The 17073-nt window shown below is 25.8% G+C and carries 17 protein-coding genes; 14 read left to right on the top strand and 3 right to left on the bottom strand.

Going from position 1 to position 17073, the window contains the following annotated elements; translation table 11 throughout:
- Positions 1-23 precede the first annotated feature (23 nt).
- The 13 genes from ACYQ44_RS05790 to ACYQ44_RS05730 all read left to right on the top strand — a co-directional run bounded on the left by ACYQ44_RS05790 (position 24) and on the right by ACYQ44_RS05730 (position 14456).
- On the top strand, positions 24-551 hold the full coding sequence (locus ACYQ44_RS05790; protein WP_459995906.1) for a hypothetical protein: 528 nt from the start codon (positions 24-26) through the stop codon (positions 549-551).
- Entirely contained in the window at positions 548-1300 is a 753-nt protein-coding gene (locus ACYQ44_RS05785) for a hypothetical protein (protein ID WP_459995904.1), read from the top strand. Before ACYQ44_RS05790 ends, ACYQ44_RS05785 begins: the two co-directional genes overlap by 4 nt.
- Positions 1301-2260, top strand: a complete 960-nt coding sequence (locus tag ACYQ44_RS05780; RefSeq protein ID WP_459995903.1) for a calcium/sodium antiporter — start codon at positions 1301-1303, stop codon at positions 2258-2260.
- A gap of 11 nt (positions 2261-2271) precedes the next feature.
- The gene (locus ACYQ44_RS05775; RefSeq protein WP_459995901.1) at positions 2272-2955 is read left to right on the top strand and encodes a metal-dependent hydrolase; all 684 of its coding nucleotides are present in this window, start codon (positions 2272-2274) and stop codon (positions 2953-2955) included.
- A 92-nt stretch (positions 2956-3047) separates the two neighbouring features.
- Positions 3048-3320 (top strand): thioredoxin family protein, encoded by a 273-nt coding sequence (locus tag ACYQ44_RS05770; RefSeq protein WP_459995900.1) that lies wholly within the window; start codon positions 3048-3050, stop codon positions 3318-3320.
- 100 nt (positions 3321-3420) lie between these two features.
- Positions 3421-3855 (top strand): J domain-containing protein, encoded by a 435-nt coding sequence (locus ACYQ44_RS05765; RefSeq protein WP_459995899.1) that lies wholly within the window; start codon positions 3421-3423, stop codon positions 3853-3855.
- 36 nt (positions 3856-3891) lie between these two features.
- Entirely contained in the window at positions 3892-4542 is a 651-nt protein-coding gene (locus tag ACYQ44_RS05760) for a DUF47 domain-containing protein (RefSeq protein ID WP_459995898.1), read from the top strand.
- 54 nt (positions 4543-4596) lie between these two features.
- A complete protein-coding gene (locus ACYQ44_RS05755) occupies positions 4597-5769 on the top strand; it encodes an inorganic phosphate transporter (protein ID WP_459995944.1) in 1173 nt (390 codons plus the stop codon).
- A gap of 91 nt (positions 5770-5860) precedes the next feature.
- Positions 5861-7072: a 6-phosphofructokinase gene (locus ACYQ44_RS05750; RefSeq protein WP_459995896.1), complete on the top strand. Its 1212-nt coding sequence runs from the start codon at positions 5861-5863 to the stop codon at positions 7070-7072.
- A gap of 10 nt (positions 7073-7082) precedes the next feature.
- On the top strand, positions 7083-9059 hold the full coding sequence (uvrB, locus tag ACYQ44_RS05745; protein ID WP_459995894.1) for an excinuclease ABC subunit UvrB: 1977 nt from the start codon (positions 7083-7085) through the stop codon (positions 9057-9059).
- Between the two features lie 1130 nt (positions 9060-10189).
- Positions 10190-12730 carry a hypothetical protein gene (locus ACYQ44_RS05740; RefSeq protein WP_459995892.1) on the top strand — a complete coding sequence of 847 codons (2541 nt, stop codon included), beginning with the start codon at positions 10190-10192 and terminating at the stop codon, positions 12728-12730.
- Between the two features lie 29 nt (positions 12731-12759).
- The gene (locus tag ACYQ44_RS05735) at positions 12760-13773 is read left to right on the top strand and encodes a fibronectin type III domain-containing protein (protein ID WP_459995890.1); all 1014 of its coding nucleotides are present in this window, start codon (positions 12760-12762) and stop codon (positions 13771-13773) included.
- Between the two features lie 539 nt (positions 13774-14312).
- Positions 14313-14456: a hypothetical protein gene (locus ACYQ44_RS05730; RefSeq protein WP_459995888.1), complete on the top strand. Its 144-nt coding sequence runs from the start codon at positions 14313-14315 to the stop codon at positions 14454-14456.
- Between the two features lie 105 nt (positions 14457-14561).
- On the opposite strand, the gene ACYQ44_RS05725 is transcribed toward ACYQ44_RS05730, so the two are convergent.
- Together ACYQ44_RS05725 and ACYQ44_RS05720 are read right to left on the bottom strand one after the other, a co-directional pair.
- A complete protein-coding gene (locus ACYQ44_RS05725; protein WP_459995887.1) occupies positions 14562-15407 on the bottom strand; it encodes a DMT family transporter in 846 nt (281 codons plus the stop codon).
- A gap of 8 nt (positions 15408-15415) precedes the next feature.
- Complete coding sequence (locus tag ACYQ44_RS05720) at positions 15416-16033, bottom strand: LexA family protein (protein WP_459995886.1); 618 nt, start codon at positions 16031-16033, stop codon at positions 15416-15418.
- Positions 16034-16206: 173 nt separating this feature from the next.
- On the opposite strand from ACYQ44_RS05720, the gene ACYQ44_RS05715 reads away from it, so the two are divergent.
- On the top strand, positions 16207-16449 hold the full coding sequence (locus ACYQ44_RS05715) for a hypothetical protein (protein ID WP_459995885.1): 243 nt from the start codon (positions 16207-16209) through the stop codon (positions 16447-16449).
- A 36-nt stretch (positions 16450-16485) separates the two neighbouring features.
- Here the strand turns inward: ACYQ44_RS05715 and ACYQ44_RS05710 are convergent, their stop codons facing one another.
- Positions 16486-17043, bottom strand: coding sequence for a 2-oxoacid:acceptor oxidoreductase family protein (locus ACYQ44_RS05710; protein WP_459995883.1), 558 nt, complete (start codon positions 17041-17043; stop codon positions 16486-16488).
- Between the last annotated feature and the right edge of the window lie 30 nt (positions 17044-17073).

Genomic DNA, 17073 nt, shown 5'->3' with positions numbered 1-17073 from the left:
ATATTTTTGAGAGGAGGTAGAATATGAAATTAAATTTTTTAGCATTGCAATTTAACCTATTGAATTCCTTAGAGGATAATTTAGAGTTTATAGAAAGTATAATGGATTTTGTGTATCATAAAAAATTATCTTTTTTCTTTATCAACGGAAATCCTTTTAAAAATGGTTCTTTAACAGATGAAGAATATGAGCAGATAGAAGATTTTTTATCTGCATTGGCAGATTATAATAATTGCACAATTATTACTGCACAAATTTATCAAAAAAAATATCAGCTATTCATTCAAAAACCATACGAAGCTTTAAAATTAGCAAATTCATTTAAATTTAAATTAAGTGATGGAAAAGAAATATTTCTAAATGATATTTCTAATATTGATAACAGCTTAAACGTAATAATAAACCCGAATTTTGAAATTATGAATATAGAAAATATAAAAAATAACTTTTTGTTTTTAACCCAACCTTTATTAGGTAAAACAAAATTAAAAATAGGAGAACATTTATGGAGTGGAGGAAATACCGAAGGTTACTTATTTTTTTCCTGGTGATACTTGCTATTAGTTTTTTTAAAATAATAATTATATATGATAATAAGGTAATAATTATTAATCCATCAATTTACCCGAAATTTAATGTAATAAATGACAATTCCTTTTTTAGTGGATATGGATTAATAAAATCATTTACTTTAAATAATACTCTATTAATTTATTTTGAAAGTTTTGGTGAAAAAATAATATTTAATAATTCTAATTATTCAATAGTAAATCAAAATGTAGTATTATTATATGAAAAAAATTTAAAAAAATTTTCACAAAACAATATTGTTATAAATACTCAACTAAAAATAGATAACATTAAAAATATACTTATTTTTTTTGAAAAGCATAATTTAAAACTTCCAAAAGAAATTTACATATTTAAAACTAATTACAATCAATCTTTTTTCATTCCAAAAAATTATTTTTTTATAAACAACGCTAACAATGGAATAATTTTACATGAACTTTCTCATTATAATTTTGGATATATTATTAAGAGAAAAAATACAACAGATATATGGCCGGAAATAATGTGTGAATCTTTTAGATTAAAATATTTAAAAGATTCGAATATAGATTTATATAACCATATAATATCTAATTATAAAAAAAGAAATGATATTTATTCAAAAGTATTAGATTATCCATTAATAATCGACTACTTTGATGAATTTTTTATGCTACTTTCAAAATATTCTATTATTTCTGATAATACTTTTTTTAATTTATATAGTACTTTGAAAGGAGTTAAATAAATGTTTTTAGACTTATTTTTAATAATTGTAGGTATGTTTTTTTTGATAAAAGGTGCAGATTATTTAATAGAAGGGTCAATTGGTTTTTCTAAAAAAATTGGAGTATCCGAATTATTCACAGGTTTAACTTTAGTTGCATTCGGAACTAGTGCTCCTGAACTATTTGTAAGTATTAGTGCTGCATTAAAAGGTGCTTCTGGAATAGCTTTAGGAAATGTTATTGGAAGTAATATAACAAATATAGCTTTAATATTGGGTTTATCTTTAATGATTAGAAAAACTTATATTCAAAAAAGCACGTTATTATATGAAATTCCTTTTGTAATTTTAATATCTTCAACTCTTTTATTTATGCTTTTAGATGGTAACAGTCAGTTATCTAATTATGATGGGTTTATATTAATTACTTATTTAATAATTTTTATAGCCTATATGTATAATATGGCAAAAAACGATAAAACTATACAAGAACAATTATTAGAAGAAGTGAAAGAATCTAAAAATATGGAATTAACATGGAATAAAATTATATTTTTAATATTATTAGGAATAGTTATGTTAGCTATTGGCGGAGATGTTACTGTAAGAGGCGCTTCTCACTTTGCTAAATTATTAGGATTAACCGAAACACTTATTGGTGTAACAATAATAGCTATTGGAACTTCTTTACCAGAATTAGTAACTAGTATAATTGCTGCTAAAAAAGGAACAAACGATATCCTGATTGGAAATTTAGTTGGATCAAATGCATTTAACATCCTAGTTGTTTTGGGAATAACTGCATCTATACACCCCGTTATACCTGACAGAAGCGTGGTTTTTGATGCTATTTATATGGTTGCAACTATAACTTTAACTGAAATATTTTTAATCAGAAAAAAAGAAGCTGGATTCTTTAAAGGATTAATTCTCTTTTTATCATATGTTTTTTATATTATTTTTAACATCAAACTGGGATAAGGAGGGAGAAAATGAAGATTCATTTTTTAGGTCATGCTGTTGTGTATATTGAAAGTTCAAAAAATATAATAATAGATCCTTTTCTTAATGGAAATCCTCAATCAACAAAAAAAGTAGAAGATTTTGATAAATTAGATTATATTTTAGTTACCCATGGTCATGGAGATCATTTAGGAGATACTATTGAACTAGCTAAAAGAACAAACGCCACTGTTATTTCTAATTTTGAAATTATAAACTACCTTTCTTTCAAAGGGTTAAAAAACTTACATCCTATGCATATTGGAGGAAGAAAACATTTTGATTTTGGCACAATCAAAATGACTCCTGCTTTACATGGTTCTGGAATAATTGAAGGCAATAACATTGTGTATGGTGGGACTCCCGGAGGGTTTATTATTGAAATAGATAACAAAAAAATATATCATTCTGGAGATACTGGTTTAACAAAAGATATGGAATTATTAAAATTAGAAAATATAGATGTAGCTTTTTTGCCAATAGGTGGAAATTTTGTCATGGATATAGAAGACGCTATAATTGCTGCAAAGATAATAAATCCAAAAATCGTTATTCCTTTCCATTATAACACATGGGAAATAATTAATGCTGATGCTAATATTTTTAAAGAAAGGGTGGAAAACTTAAAAATAAAATGTGATATATTAAAACCGGGTGATTTTTTAGAAATTTAAAAAGTTCAATCTTGTTAACTATTTTTCTTTAATATTTAAATTAATTTTGTTAAAATCCTCCTGAAATAAAAAATTTTAAAGGAGGTTGGATTATGAAAGCGTATTATTTCGCCAATAAAACATGTAGAACCTGCAAGGGATTATGGCCAAAAGTAGAAAAATTAATGAATGAAAATAATATTGAATTAGAATATGTTGATATTGAAGATAAGCCAGATGTATCTGGACAAATGTTGGTATTCTCTGTTCCTACGCTAGTATTTGTAGATGAAAATAATAGAGAATTAACAAGATTTTATAGAAATTTTGGAATGATGGAAGTACAAGCATTTATAGATAGATATTTATCAATAATGAATTCATAGGCTCGTTGATACGAGTCTATTTTTTTTGAAAAAACAAAGAAACATTTTATAAATGTTGTTATGTTAGAATAGTTATGAAATTACAGAAAGAAGGAATATTATGGAAATTCTTTTAACATTTATTGGATTATTGGTAGTTATTTCTATTTTTTTCAGATTTGTTGGAGCTATTTTTATTATTTTATTTAGATATCCAATTCTTTTTATATTTGCAATACTAGGAATTTATTTATTATTTAGAAATTTTAAATTTAAGTATTACACATATAGAAAAACTTATGGAAATTATTATGAAAATAATAGAAAACAAAATAATAATTACCAAAATTATTACGATTTAAGACAAAAATATGATTACTATAGATCATTATTAAATTTACCAGAAAATTTTACAAAAGATGAACTTAGAAAAAGATTTAGAGAATTAACAAAAAAATATCATCCTGATAAATGTATTGATGATAAAAATAAATGCGAAGAAAAATTTAAAAAAATAAATGAAGCTTATGAATTTCTTTTAAAGTATGTAAAATAAATTTTGGAGGTGATTGTTATTACTATTTGGGGAAAAATGTTTCAAAAGTTTAATCCCATCGAAGAAGTCATTAAACATGCTCGTATAGTCGAACAAGCATCTGATTATTTACCAGAATTATTTAAAAGATATTTAGATGGCGAAGATATTCAAGATATTGTTGAAATAATAGATAAATTGGAAGATGATGCAGATGATATAAAGAGAAATTTTAGACAATATCTTAAAAAAGGCCATTTATACAGGTTTGAAAGAACTGATTTGCTAGATTTTATAGATATGCAAGATAAAATAATTGATTTAATAGAAGATGTAGCCAAAAAAATGACTTTTAATAAGATAACATTTGATGAAGAGCATAAAAATATGATTTTTTCTGTTGTTGATGAAATAGAAAAAATGTTAGATCATTTCAAAAAAACAGTAAAATACATAAATGTTATTTTAGAATCTGATTTTGCTAAAAACGCTGTTTCTGCTGAAGAAAAAGATATTTCTGAAATGAAATGGTTTGAAAAAGATATTGACAATAAATTATTTGAATTTGGAAAATGGTTGTATTCTCAAAAAGATAATTTCCACCCAGTTGATTTTCTTTATATAAGGGAATTAGTCCTATTGCTATCAAGGATAGCCGATGTAACTCAAAACGTTTGCGACAGAGTTCACATACTTATAAATGAGTAAAGGAGGAATACTGTGAGCGTTATCCTTATTCTTGGATTATTAATAGGTTTTGGTATGGCTTTAGCAATTGGGGCTAATGATGTTGCTAATTCTATGGCTACAGCTGTAGGTGCTAAGGCAATTACTCCAAAACAAGCAGTTGTTATTGCTGGTGTTTTAGAATTTGTAGGTGCTACTTTTTTTGGAAAACAAGTAACTGATACTATCAGAAAAGGAATCCTTCATCTAGATATTTTAGCAGACCCTAAATTGGTTATTTGGGGTTCTATGGCAGCATTGATTGGAGCCACTATATGGTTAGCTATTGCTACTTATAAATCATGGCCAGTATCTACTACTCATTCAATTGTTGGTGGTATGGTAGGATATGGTTTAGCTGCAGGTGGTTTAACAGTAATAAATTGGTCAAAAATAGTAACCATTACATTAAGCTGGATTATATCACCTTTAGTTGGTTTGGCCGTTTCCTATGTTATGTTTAAAGCTATTTCTGCAACAATACTTCACAGCAAAGATATCAAAAAGAATTCTAAAATTTGGATACCTTTCTTTTTAGGATTAGCTGCCTTTATTATAGGTCTTTCATTTATTGTAAAAACTTTACATATGCCTATTACGTTTAAAGCTATTATTTATGCTATTTTATTTGGAATATTAATATCTCTCATAATAATGTTATATATTATTATGAAATTAAAAAGCGTATCTGATGATCCTTATGTTTATGTTGAGGAAATATTTAGAAAATCTCAAGTTATCACTTCATGTTATGTTGCATTAGCTCATGGAGCTAATGATGTTGCAAATGCTATAGGTCCAGTAGCTGCTATATACGCAGCAGTAGTTACAGGAACTGTAGGAGCTAAAGCAGAAATTCCAAGATATATATTAGCTTTAGGTGGTTTAGGAATAGCTATTGGTGTCGCTGTCTGGGGTAGCAGAGTTATGAAAACTGTCGGTACTGAAATAACAGAATTAAATAACTCTAGAGGATTCGCTATAGATTTTTCAACTGCTACAACTGTTTTCTTAGCTTCAAATATGGGGATGCCAATTTCAACGACTCATACTGTGGTAGGTTCTGTTATTGGTAATGGATTAGCTAGAGGCACTGGTTCTATTAATTTAGGAGTTATAAAAGATATTTTTCTTTCATGGTTTTTAACAGTTCCAGCTGCTGCAATAGTATCATATATAATATTTAAAATATTTGCACTATTTATTTAAGATAACATATTTAAATCTTTAAATTTTAGAAGTATTAATATGTTAAAATAGTCTTGCCTCGTGCAAGACTATTTTATTTGGAGGGATAAATATGAAAAATGCTTTATATGCTCAATCTGGTGGTGTAACAAGCGTAATAAATGCTTCAGCTTACGGCGTAATAAAAACTATTTTAAATTCAAAAGAGATTGATAATATTTATGTTGCTATTAATGGCATTAATGGTGTTTTTAATGAAAAATTAGTGAATATGAAAAATGAAGATCCAGATCAAATTGAATTATTAAAATTCACACCATCAAGTGCTTTTGGATCTTGTAGGAGAAAAATAAAAACAGAAGAAGAACTAGTAAAAATATTTGAAATACTCAAAAAATATGAAATTCATTATTTCTTCTATAATGGTGGTAACGACTCCATGGATACTGCAAATAAAATTCACAAATATGCTCAAAAAATTGGATATGATTTAAGAGTTATCGGAATTCCAAAAACAGTAGATAATGATTTACCGGAAACTGATCATACTCCAGGGTTTGGTTCTATAGCAAAATATTTATCTGTTGCTATGTTAGAAGGAACTTTAGATGTAAAAAGCATGGCTGCTGATTCAACTAAGGTATTTATTCTTGAAACCATGGGAAGACATGCTGGATGGGTTGCAGCTTCCACAGTTTTAGCAAAAAGGTATGAAAATGATGGCCCACATATTATATTAATGCCAGAAAAACCTTTTAATGAAAAAAAATTCTTTGAAAAAGTAATACAATCTATAAATAAATATGGATATTGTTCGATAGCTGCTTCAGAAGGAATTAAATATGAAGATGGTACTTTCGTTGCTGCAAGAGGCTATCAAGATAATTTTGGAAATGTCCAACTTGGTGGAATTGGTTCAACTTTAGCAAATATGATTAAAAATCAGTTAAACATAAAAACACATTACGCTGTACCTGATTATCTTCAAAGAAGTGGAAGACATATTTCTAGTCAAGTTGATGTAAATGAAGCTATTAAAGTTGGAGCAATGGCTGTTAAATATGCAATTGAAGGACATAGTGGATATATGGTTGGTATAGAAAGAATTATGAACTCTCCATATATAAGTAGTACTAAATTGATTTCCCTTGATGACGTAGCTAATGAAACAAAATTAATTCCTGATGAATATATAACTGATGATGGCATGTTTGTGAATGAAAAATTTATTGAATATGCTTTACCTTTAATTGAAGGCGAATATTATCCTCCATTTTTAAATGGTATTCCTGTATATGCAAGATTAAAATTAGAAACCAAATAGAGGTGATTTTATGAACCGATTTAAACTACATTCAAAATATAAACCACAAGGTGATCAGCCAGATGCCATTGAAAAATTGATTCAAGGTATAGAAAAAAAATATAGATTTCAAACTTTATTAGGCGTTACTGGATCTGGAAAAACCTTTACTATGGCAAATGTAATTGAAAAATTAAATAAACCTACGTTGATCTTATCTCCAAATAAAATATTAGCTGTTCAATTATATAGAGAGTTTAAAGATTTTTTCCCAGAAAATAAAGTTGAATTTTTTATCAGTTATTATGATTATTATCAACCTGAAGCATATTTACCAGGAAGAGATATATATATTGAAAAAGATGCAAGTATAAATGAAGTATTACAAAAAATGCGACTATCTACTCTTAAATCTGTCTTGACTAGAAGAGATGTAATAGTAGTTGCAAGCGTTTCTACTATATATGCTTCTGGAAATCCCGAAGACTTCGCTTTAATAAATTTAAAATTAGAAGTTGGAAATAATTACAATAGAAGACATATATTAGAATCATTAGCAAAAATGCTATATACACGTTCAGAAGACAAACATTCAGGTGGAGTTTTTAGATTTAAAGGGGATATATTAGAAATTTATCCTCCATATGAAGACTTTGGAATAAGAGTAGAATTTTTTGATGATGAAATTGAAAAAATTTATTCTTTTGACATATTAAATAGAACTAAAATAGATTTTTTTGATAAGATAACCATTTATCCTGCAAATGAATTTGTCACTACAGAAGAAAAAATAAAAAAAGCTATTGATTCTATAAAGAAAGAATTAGAAATTAGAATAGAAGAATTTCAAAAAATTGGAAAATTACTCGAAGCTCAAAGAATAAAACAAAGAACATTAATGGATATGGAGTTGCTTGAAACATTAGGTCATTGTAAAGGTATAGAAAATTATACAAGGCACTTTGATAATAGAAAACCTGGAGAACCACCTTGGACATTACTTGATTATTTTGACGAAGATTTCATTACATTTATTGATGAATCACATATTGCTATACCTCAATTAAGAGCTATGTGGGCTGGAGACCATTCAAGAAAGAAAAATTTAATAGATTATGGTTTCAGATTACCTTCTGCATTTGATAACAGGCCACTAAAATTTGAAGAATTTTTAAATAAAATAAGACAAACAATTTTTGTTTCTGCAACCCCTGGCCCTTTTGAATTTGAGCATTCTGAACAAATAGTAGAACAAATTATAAGACCGACAGGCCTTATTGATCCTGAAGTGGTAGTAAAACCAACTATAGGTCAAGTTGATGATTTTATATCAGAATTAAGATCTGTAATATCAAAAAACGAAAGAGCTATCGCTGTTGTTTTAACAAAAAAGGATGCAGAAATGCTCTCAGATCATTTAAATTTATTAGGTATAAAATCTACATATTTACACTCAGAACTCGATGCAATGGAAAGATCCGAAGTTGTAAGAAAATTAAGAAGCGGAGATGTTGATGTTGTTATAGGGATTAATTTATTAAGAGAAGGTTTAGATCTACCAGAAGTTTCATTAGTAGCTATTATGGATTCTGATAGAGAAGGTTTTTTAAGATCTGAAACTACTTTAATTCAAACAATTGGACGAGCAGCTCGTAATGTAAATGGTAAAGTAATTCTTTATGCTGATAAAATCACTAACGCAATGCAAAATGCTATATTTGAAACAAATAGAAGGAGAAAATTACAAAAAGATTATAATGAAAGAAATGGAATAAAACCTAAATCTATAATAAAGGAGTTACCAAAAAATATTTTTGAACAATTTATGGAGAAAGTTGAAAAGCCAGAGTTCATATTTGAGGTAGCTGAAAACACTACCCCACAAGAATATATACAGTTATTAGAATTAGAGATGTTTAAAGCAGCTTCTGAACTAAGATATGAAGATGCAGCAAAATTTAGAGATGAAATAAAAAAAGTTAAGAAAAAATATAAAATAAGAGATTGAGAACTGGAAAATATTATTAAAAAATGGTGTTAAAGATTGGGGTGTTGTTGAAGATTAAGTAAAAAGTTGTATGCAATATTTCGCATTAACCTCGATGTTTTATAAGGATATATTGGTAATATATTGAAAATACTGAATCTTAAAATTCAAAATGTGTGTTTTAAATACTTGAAGCAAGAGGTATAAAGGATATTTTAATTTTTCTATTGAAAGATTAATAGATTTGGCAGATGCAATTCAAACAGTTTTTCCAAAAATCGAAGTTCAGATATGTATATACTATAGTTAAGAATACATTTAAAATGTCGATCAAAGTACAGAAAATTATTGTTAAATGTTTAAATAGATCAAACGCCAAATCTAGAGTTTGCAGAGATTGCAATTATGGAATTTGAAAAAATAAGACAAAAAATACCTTATTATTAAAAGTATGGGAAAACAATGGGAATAAATTGTCATTTTTTCTAACTTATATTATTTCTATTAAAAGGGATTCTTATAGATTAAAAGAAAAAATAGATTTTTTCGCTAATTCTGTTTCTAATACATAATTCTTTCTTGCACATTTTTATTTTACCATTTTTTAATATTCTTGTAGTTTTTTTACATATCTTTTTATTTTCCCTTTTTTTAACATTCTTGTAGTTGTTTTTACATCATCTATTGTTGCTAAGTAATGTATTTTAATATATCGCAAAGATTGAACCTTTTTTGCTACTTTCCTATATTATCTGCTATTATCTGCTTAATAACCTTTGTTATGCAATTATTTTTTTTAAATTTTTCATAATAGAAATATTGGAAGAGTGTATCCATGTCTTTCATTAACCATTAACGAATTTTATATTTTTTCATTCCTTTCCTTCACATTTTAAAAATTGAAATCCTTATTTCTTTATTTAATTTATACCCTTTTTCAAGTCATTTACAAGTTCTTCCTACCTTTGATTCACAGAAATTATTTATTTGTTTTTTATTGACACAATAGAAAAAAAATGATATAATTCGAATATATATTTGTTATAATTTTGTAAATAAAAAATAATATAAAATAAATTTATTTTTTAATTTTTTTTAAAGGTAAATAGGTTAATGTTAATATTATATATTACTTTATAGGAGGGATTAAAATGAAAAAGAAGAGCATATTTTTGTTTGTTTTCTTTATAGGTTTAATTTTAATATTAAACTCCTGTTTAATCAAGGAAAAAAAAGATTTAAAAAGTAATATCTTTTTCAAAAACGAATTTATTTCTCAAAAAATTGAAAATAATTTATCCTATTTTAGTTTAAAAAAAGATATATATGCTATAGAATTAACTTTTGAAGGCGTTATCGATAAGAATAAATTCAAATTTAATAATGTTCCTTTTAAAATTATTAATTATGTTAATAATACAACTATTATTTCTATATCCTTTGGAAAACTTAAAAAAATTGGAACTAATCTTTTTGCTTTACCTTCAAATTATAAAATTATAAAAGCTATTGGTGTTTCTGATATTTCTTCAACTATTAAATCTTCTGAAGATGCTTCCCAAAAACTTTTAGGAGATTTTAATCATGATAGCTATGTCGATATAACCGACTTTGCCTTTTTTAAATCACATTATAGAACTAAAGTTTCCGATAATAATTATAATCCAGATTATGATATATTCCCTTCATCTAAAGGAAGTGGAATTTTTGAAAATATTTTTAGTATAAGTAATCCAGATGGTATAGTAAATATTTTTGATTTTGCTGTTTTTGCTGTAAATTATAGAAAATCAGCAAATAGACCACCCGTTATAGATATTTTATATCCTTCACAAAATGATAATATTTATGGAGGATTTAAAACTTTAAAATTAAAATATACTGATCCTGATTTAAACAATTTAGTATATGATGTCTATTTAAATGATAAAAAAGTTGGAGAGAATATTTCTTCTTTAGAATATACACTAGATCTTGACTATCCTAAAAATTATCTTTTAACAGTTATTGCAACTGATATAGTAAACTCCAATGTTATTCCAGCTACAACTATTGCTACAAGAGTTTTTAGTACTATTGATACTCCTGCTATAACATTTGAATATAATAAAAATGATGACATTTTATATTTAAAAGGTCATTTGTTATCTAACATAAAAGCATTAAATATTATTCTAGAAAAAAATAAAAATATTAAATTCGGAAGTGCAGAGGGTAAAAATGGAATCATTATTGCATATTCTGGATATAATGAATTAGAACAATACGAAATTGATTTATCAAATATTAATGATATTGACGAAGGTACTATAGTTCAAATACCTATTTACGAATTAAATGCAGCTACAACTAATGTAAAATTTAATAATATTACTGCACTTAACGAAAATATTGAAATGGTAGACATTGATTATTCTAATTGGATAGAAATTCAAGATGATCCTATTATAAACCCATTTGAACACATTGATTTAGAATTGCATTTGAATTCTGCGCCTGACTTAACAAGTGGATTTTATGCTTATTTAGGTGGATATGTTAAAGTAAAGGATGAATATCAAGTTAATTCTATAGAAGTAAAAAATGATGATGAGGTACTATTTGAATTAACTAAAAATGAAAATGTTGGAAATGTATTTGAAGGTTTTTATTCCATAGAACCACCAAATTTATTTGAAAATTATGTTAATACAGAATATACTATAAAAGCTACTTTAAATGATGGAGAAATTATTGAAAGAAAAATATATATAGGTGAATCTTGTAAACCTATACGAATCACTTCAGATATTGAAGATTCTATTATTCAAATTAATCAAAATTTTATTTTGCAATTTGAAAAAACAGATGAAAATTATAGTTATTCTAATAGTTGGATAGTTTTTTATGATGAAGAGCGTTCTTCTCTTATAAATGAATTGGATTTTGATGCAAATAGTGGTGTAATTAATATTCCATCTACCTTTTTTGAAAATTTTGAAAAAGGGAAAAGATATCTAGTTGAAATTTGGCTAAGTAATAATTATGATAATAAATATAGAATATCTACTTTTTTATATTACGGGGAAAAATCAATAATAGAAGACTTTTTTGTATCAGCCAATACTGAAAATAATAACATTATCATTGAACTTTACCCTCATATTTCTGATAATTCAAATATTGACTACATCGAAGTTTCCAATGAATCAGGAGGATTTAATATTAATCTAACTGATAATGATACCAACGATAATCCAAATGATTATTATTATAAATTTAATATTAGCGATATAGATATACCTGTTTATGAAAATCAAGATTATACTCTTACGGTATTTTTCAATGATGGTTCATCTGAAAAAAGGACTTATCATTTAGGTCATATTTTCCCTACTTCTGACTTGAATGATTTTTCTATTATTTCACCTTTGAATAATGATACTATTCCTGCAAGTAGTAATGTTGATATTTCTTGGGTTTTAGGAGATAATATTATTAATTATGCAGATAATCATATAGATATACATTTACACGATAACACTGATGATTCTATTTTTTACTCATGGAATTTAGGACCTAGTGAAAGTTCTTTTTCTATTGATTCTTCTAATTTCATATCTGGTCATAAATATTCTATTTTCGTTTTAATTTGGACCAATGAAAATACAAGAATTACTAAAGGTGTTGAATTTTATTATGGAAATAATTAGTTTCCTTTATATCATGTGGTGGTGAGAACATGAAATCATATAAATTTTGGATATTAACTTTCTTTTCAACTATATTAATTTTTATATCATGTGATAGAATAAATTTCCTTCCTTCTATACCAGTAAATATATATCCTATAGATGAATCTATTAATATCGAAATAAACCCTATTTTAAAATGGAATAGCGATGACCAGGATGGCGACACATTATATTACACATTATATTTTGGAAAAAATCGAAATTCATTAAATAAAATAATTTCTAATTTCACAGATACAAAGTATCAAATGAAAAATTTGGATTATAGCACTACTTATTATTGGAAAATTGAAGTTAGCGATAAAAAAAATACCGGATCAGTTTCAAGTCCCATTTGGTCTTTTACAACTACGGATGCTAATTCCAAACCCAATAATCCACCTATAATAAAAATTAATGGTCTTGAAAATAATTCTATTATACCTTTTAATTTTACATTTTCATGGGTTATTACAGATCCGGAAAATGATGAACTTAAATATACAAATGTTTATTTAAATGATGATTTAATCTCTGAATCTTCTGAATCAACGTACGTATTATATAATTTAGAAAGAGACAAAGAGTATATTTTAAAAATTATTTCAGAGGATGTTAATAACCACCAATCAAAAAAAGAAATAAAATTTAAAACTGTAGATAAAGCTATGGTTAGTATGCATTTCGAAAATAATAAATTAATTTTATCAGGTAGGGATATTAAAAATATAATAGGAATAAGTCTTTCATTGGAATATGATAATAATATAAATATTGAAAAAATGAATTTAATTGATGATGCTGAAAATCCTGATTTTTTATACGGTCCAGCTGTAGATTCAAAAAACATTATTATTGATATTGGTTTTTTTGAAAATAGAAATATTAATGGAAATTTTTTAGAACTTGATTTAAAAAATTACGAACCAAATACAAAGATTTTCTTTAAGAATGTTACTATATTGATTTCTCCAACCAAAGAGTTAGATACAGATTTTAGTTCATGGATAATATTAAAATAGTTTTATATTTTGAAGATTATTAATAATAATTTAGAAGAAAAATAAAAAATTATAAACATAATACACGAAATCACTTATGGTTGTTCATATTGAAAACAAACCTTTCCGCTTGATTCGCAGGAAAGGTTTGTTTTATTATAAAAATATTAGTGAATAAAGTTTTTAGGATTTTTGAAAAAATAGCTTAAGAAGAAATATTTTCTTTAAAAAAGATTATATACTATGGAGAATTTGAAATTGATTTTGTTTCACTAGGAAACTCTTTATCATCTTTCGAACCTTTATTAAAATTAGAAGTTGAAAAATTATATAATTCTATTTACATTAAATTTTCAGATGCTACAGCGATAAATACAGAAGCTAATGAGATCCCAATTGATGAAACTTCATTTATTTATATTGATGATGACACACTTGAATATAAATTAAATTGGAAAACAAAAATAGAAACTGAAAATTCAACAAAAAATTATTTAATTTTGAAAAACCTTTCTTAAATTCATCAATTATTGGAAAATAAGTTTATGATGAGGAAAAATATGCTTTTAAAAATTTATAAGTTTTATAAAGCTAACTCAAATACTTATATTGAATACTTATATCCTTTAAATAATGATGTAATTTCATTAGAAAATAGTATAATTTTTTCATGGATAGCTGATGATCCTATAAGTATAATTTAACTTATGAATTATATCTTGGTTTAGAAAAATATAGATTAAAATAACCCTTGCAAAAGCAGGGGTTGTTTTTTAGTAATATTATCATTTTTTTGATTAATAAAGAAATTACATTCTTATCTTTTCCATATTTACTTTCCAAACTCCAAAAATTATTAAAATCATACCAACAATATGATACCAATTTATAGATTCGTTTCTGAATAAAAATCCAGCTAATACAGAAATGACTGTTGTCAAATTTGCAAATATGGATGTCTGAATAGGGGATGCTTTACTTATCATATAATTTAAAAGATAAAATGTAATTACTGAAGAAAAAAAGCCTAAATAAATAGCTGAAGTTAACACTGTTTTATTTAGCATTAAAGAGTAATCAGGTATAAACAAATTAAAAAATAGTGCTCCAGTAATCATCATTGCATATGTTATCTCAAAAGGTGTAAATTCATCTTTCATCAATCTTGTGATAATATTATAAAAAGTAGCTGATAATACTGCTCCAAAAATCAATAAATCACCTTTAACATTTCCTTTAAAAGAATTAAATCCAATAATTAATAGTGCTCCTAAAAAGCTTATAAAAACATAAATATAATGTTTTATTGGTGGTTTTTCATTTAAAAAAAATGGTGCAATAAAAGCTATCATTATAGGAATGCTTGCTATTATTATTCCTGCTTCTGATGAAGGTACCAAGTTTAAACCAGTAGTCTCAAAAATAAAGTATAAAATAGGCTGAAAAATAACTATTTTCCATAATTTTAAGTAATTTTTCTTTTTAAGTTTAAAAACTCCAATAAACATTAAAATAGTCATTGAAATAAAAGCAATTGTAAACCTAAAAGCTAAAAATTCAAATGGAGAAACAAAATCTAAAGCATTTTTAGTAAAAAGGAATGATGTCCCAAAAATAAAGGACATCAATATTCCAGACAATATAACTCTTTTCATTTTATCACCTAATACCTTCTATATAAACTAACAACTTTACCAACAATTTGCCATTTTAGATCATCCGTCAAAATAATTGGTTCATATTTTTGATTTAAGCTAAACAACATTACAGGTCCATCCATAATTTTTCTATATACTTTTACTAAGGCATCTGAACCATTATTTATTAATGCTATCACTCTATTCCCTGATTCAATATAAGCATTTGGATCTACAATTACGTAGTCTCCTTCTTTTATTTCTGGCTCCATACTATCCCCAACAACTTCCACAGCAAATTCTCCTTTAGATCCCATAGGTAGATATATTTCATCAATAGGATAATCTGTAGGCTCTGCTACTCCCGTTACTCCTGCGGCAACTTTTTCATATACAGGTATTTTTTTCATAGAAAGACTACCAACTTCCGAATTAGGATCGCTATTAAAACCAAGAATATAATCAGTTGGAACATCAAAATATTTTGCTAATTCAATTATAACTTCTGCAGAAGGTAAATTCATTCCTGCTTCAATTCTATACACACTATTCCCCGCAATTCCAATTATTCCACCTAATTTTTCCCTTGATAAACCTTTTTTCTTTCTCAAATATTCTATCCTTTTCCCAATAATGTTTTTCATAATCCCACCTCGCTTTCTATATATATTATACACCATTTTCTACCATATAGTAGTTTTGTTACCAAAAATTTACAATATTTTAATTGTATTTGTTGTTTTTTTGTAGTAACATAAAATCAAGATACAAAATCGTAGAATAAAAATGGTATAAAAAACAAATAGGAGGGGACAATATGATTAAAACAAACGAGTTGATCAAATGGTATGAAGAAAAAAAACATTATTTTAAAAATTTTATTTTAAACTCAGAAAAAAATAGATACTTAGTTGAATTGATTGGATTAGATAATAAAATTACTGAAAAAGAAATTATATCTTTTAACTCAATCGAGGAATTAGAAACCTACATTAAAGTATTATTAGATAAAGAAATAAAAGAAATGTTCCAAAAAAGAAAACAACCTCTTTCAGCATAAATAAAAAACTTGAGCCCATATAAATGGGCTCATTTTTCAAGAATTATATACTTTCTCAAAAAGATCTATATTTTTTTCTAAAACTTTTCCTGATAACAAGTCATTTATTGCTTGTAAAAAATATTCTTTTTCTACATTTGGAATAAGTCTTTTTTTTGCTATTGTTGCCAAAACTGTCATATTTTGCATTCTTGCATCTTTTAAATCACTTAGAAAAACTCTAATTAAATTTATATTTCTATTTTTGGCTGCTTTTTGTATAGTTTCATTTTCTATTTCTTTTGCTTTTCTTAATCTTACATCAAGTGGCTGCCAAACTGCATCATAATATATTACTGTTGATGAATCTTTTGAATATTCGTTCATTCCTCTTAAAGCTTCATGCCTTTCTAAAGCTACCACTAAATCAGCTTTCCCTTTCATTATAAGGGGAGAGTTAACATTATCTCCAATGCGTATATTAGATGAGACTGTTCCACCTCTTTGAGCTAACCCATGTGTATCTACACCTCTAACATTTAAATTTGCTTTGTCTGCTGCTCTTATTATAACTTCACTTAATAATCCTATTCCTTGTCCTCCAACACCAATCAAATAAATATTAAAAACTTTCATTATTTATTA

Source organism: Marinitoga arctica, from assembly GCF_054657315.1.
Note: the sequence above shows the minus strand (reverse complement) of the source record. Positions and strands in the feature narration are given on the sequence as shown.

Bases quoted from the DNA above. Each gene is read 5' to 3' on its own strand.
- ACYQ44_RS05760 (WP_459995898.1), top strand. From the start codon at position 3,892: ATGTTTCAAAAGTTTAATCCCATCGAAGAAGTCATTAAACATGCTCGT.
- ACYQ44_RS05715 (WP_459995885.1), top strand. From the start codon at position 16,207: ATGATTAAAACAAACGAGTTGATCAAATGGTATGAAGAAAAAAAACAT.
- ACYQ44_RS05775 (WP_459995901.1), top strand. From the start codon at position 2,272: ATGAAGATTCATTTTTTAGGTCATGCTGTTGTGTATATTGAAAGTTCA.
- ACYQ44_RS05740 (WP_459995892.1), top strand. From the start codon at position 10,190: ATGAAAAAGAAGAGCATATTTTTGTTTGTTTTCTTTATAGGTTTAATT.
- uvrB (WP_459995894.1), top strand. From the start codon at position 7,083: ATGAACCGATTTAAACTACATTCAAAATATAAACCACAAGGTGATCAG.
- ACYQ44_RS05730 (WP_459995888.1), top strand. From the start codon at position 14,313: ATGCTTTTAAAAATTTATAAGTTTTATAAAGCTAACTCAAATACTTAT.
- ACYQ44_RS05750 (WP_459995896.1), top strand. From the start codon at position 5,861: ATGAAAAATGCTTTATATGCTCAATCTGGTGGTGTAACAAGCGTAATA.
- ACYQ44_RS05780 (WP_459995903.1), top strand. From the start codon at position 1,301: ATGTTTTTAGACTTATTTTTAATAATTGTAGGTATGTTTTTTTTGATA.
- ACYQ44_RS05755 (WP_459995944.1), top strand. From the start codon at position 4,597: ATGGCTTTAGCAATTGGGGCTAATGATGTTGCTAATTCTATGGCTACA.
- ACYQ44_RS05765 (WP_459995899.1), top strand. From the start codon at position 3,421: ATGGAAATTCTTTTAACATTTATTGGATTATTGGTAGTTATTTCTATT.
- ACYQ44_RS05770 (WP_459995900.1), top strand. From the start codon at position 3,048: ATGAAAGCGTATTATTTCGCCAATAAAACATGTAGAACCTGCAAGGGA.
- ACYQ44_RS05725 (WP_459995887.1), bottom strand. From the start codon at position 15,407: ATGAAAAGAGTTATATTGTCTGGAATATTGATGTCCTTTATTTTTGGG.
- ACYQ44_RS05720 (WP_459995886.1), bottom strand. From the start codon at position 16,033: ATGAAAAACATTATTGGGAAAAGGATAGAATATTTGAGAAAGAAAAAA.
- ACYQ44_RS05790 (WP_459995906.1), top strand. From the start codon at position 24: ATGAAATTAAATTTTTTAGCATTGCAATTTAACCTATTGAATTCCTTA.
- ACYQ44_RS05735 (WP_459995890.1), top strand. From the start codon at position 12,760: ATGAAATCATATAAATTTTGGATATTAACTTTCTTTTCAACTATATTA.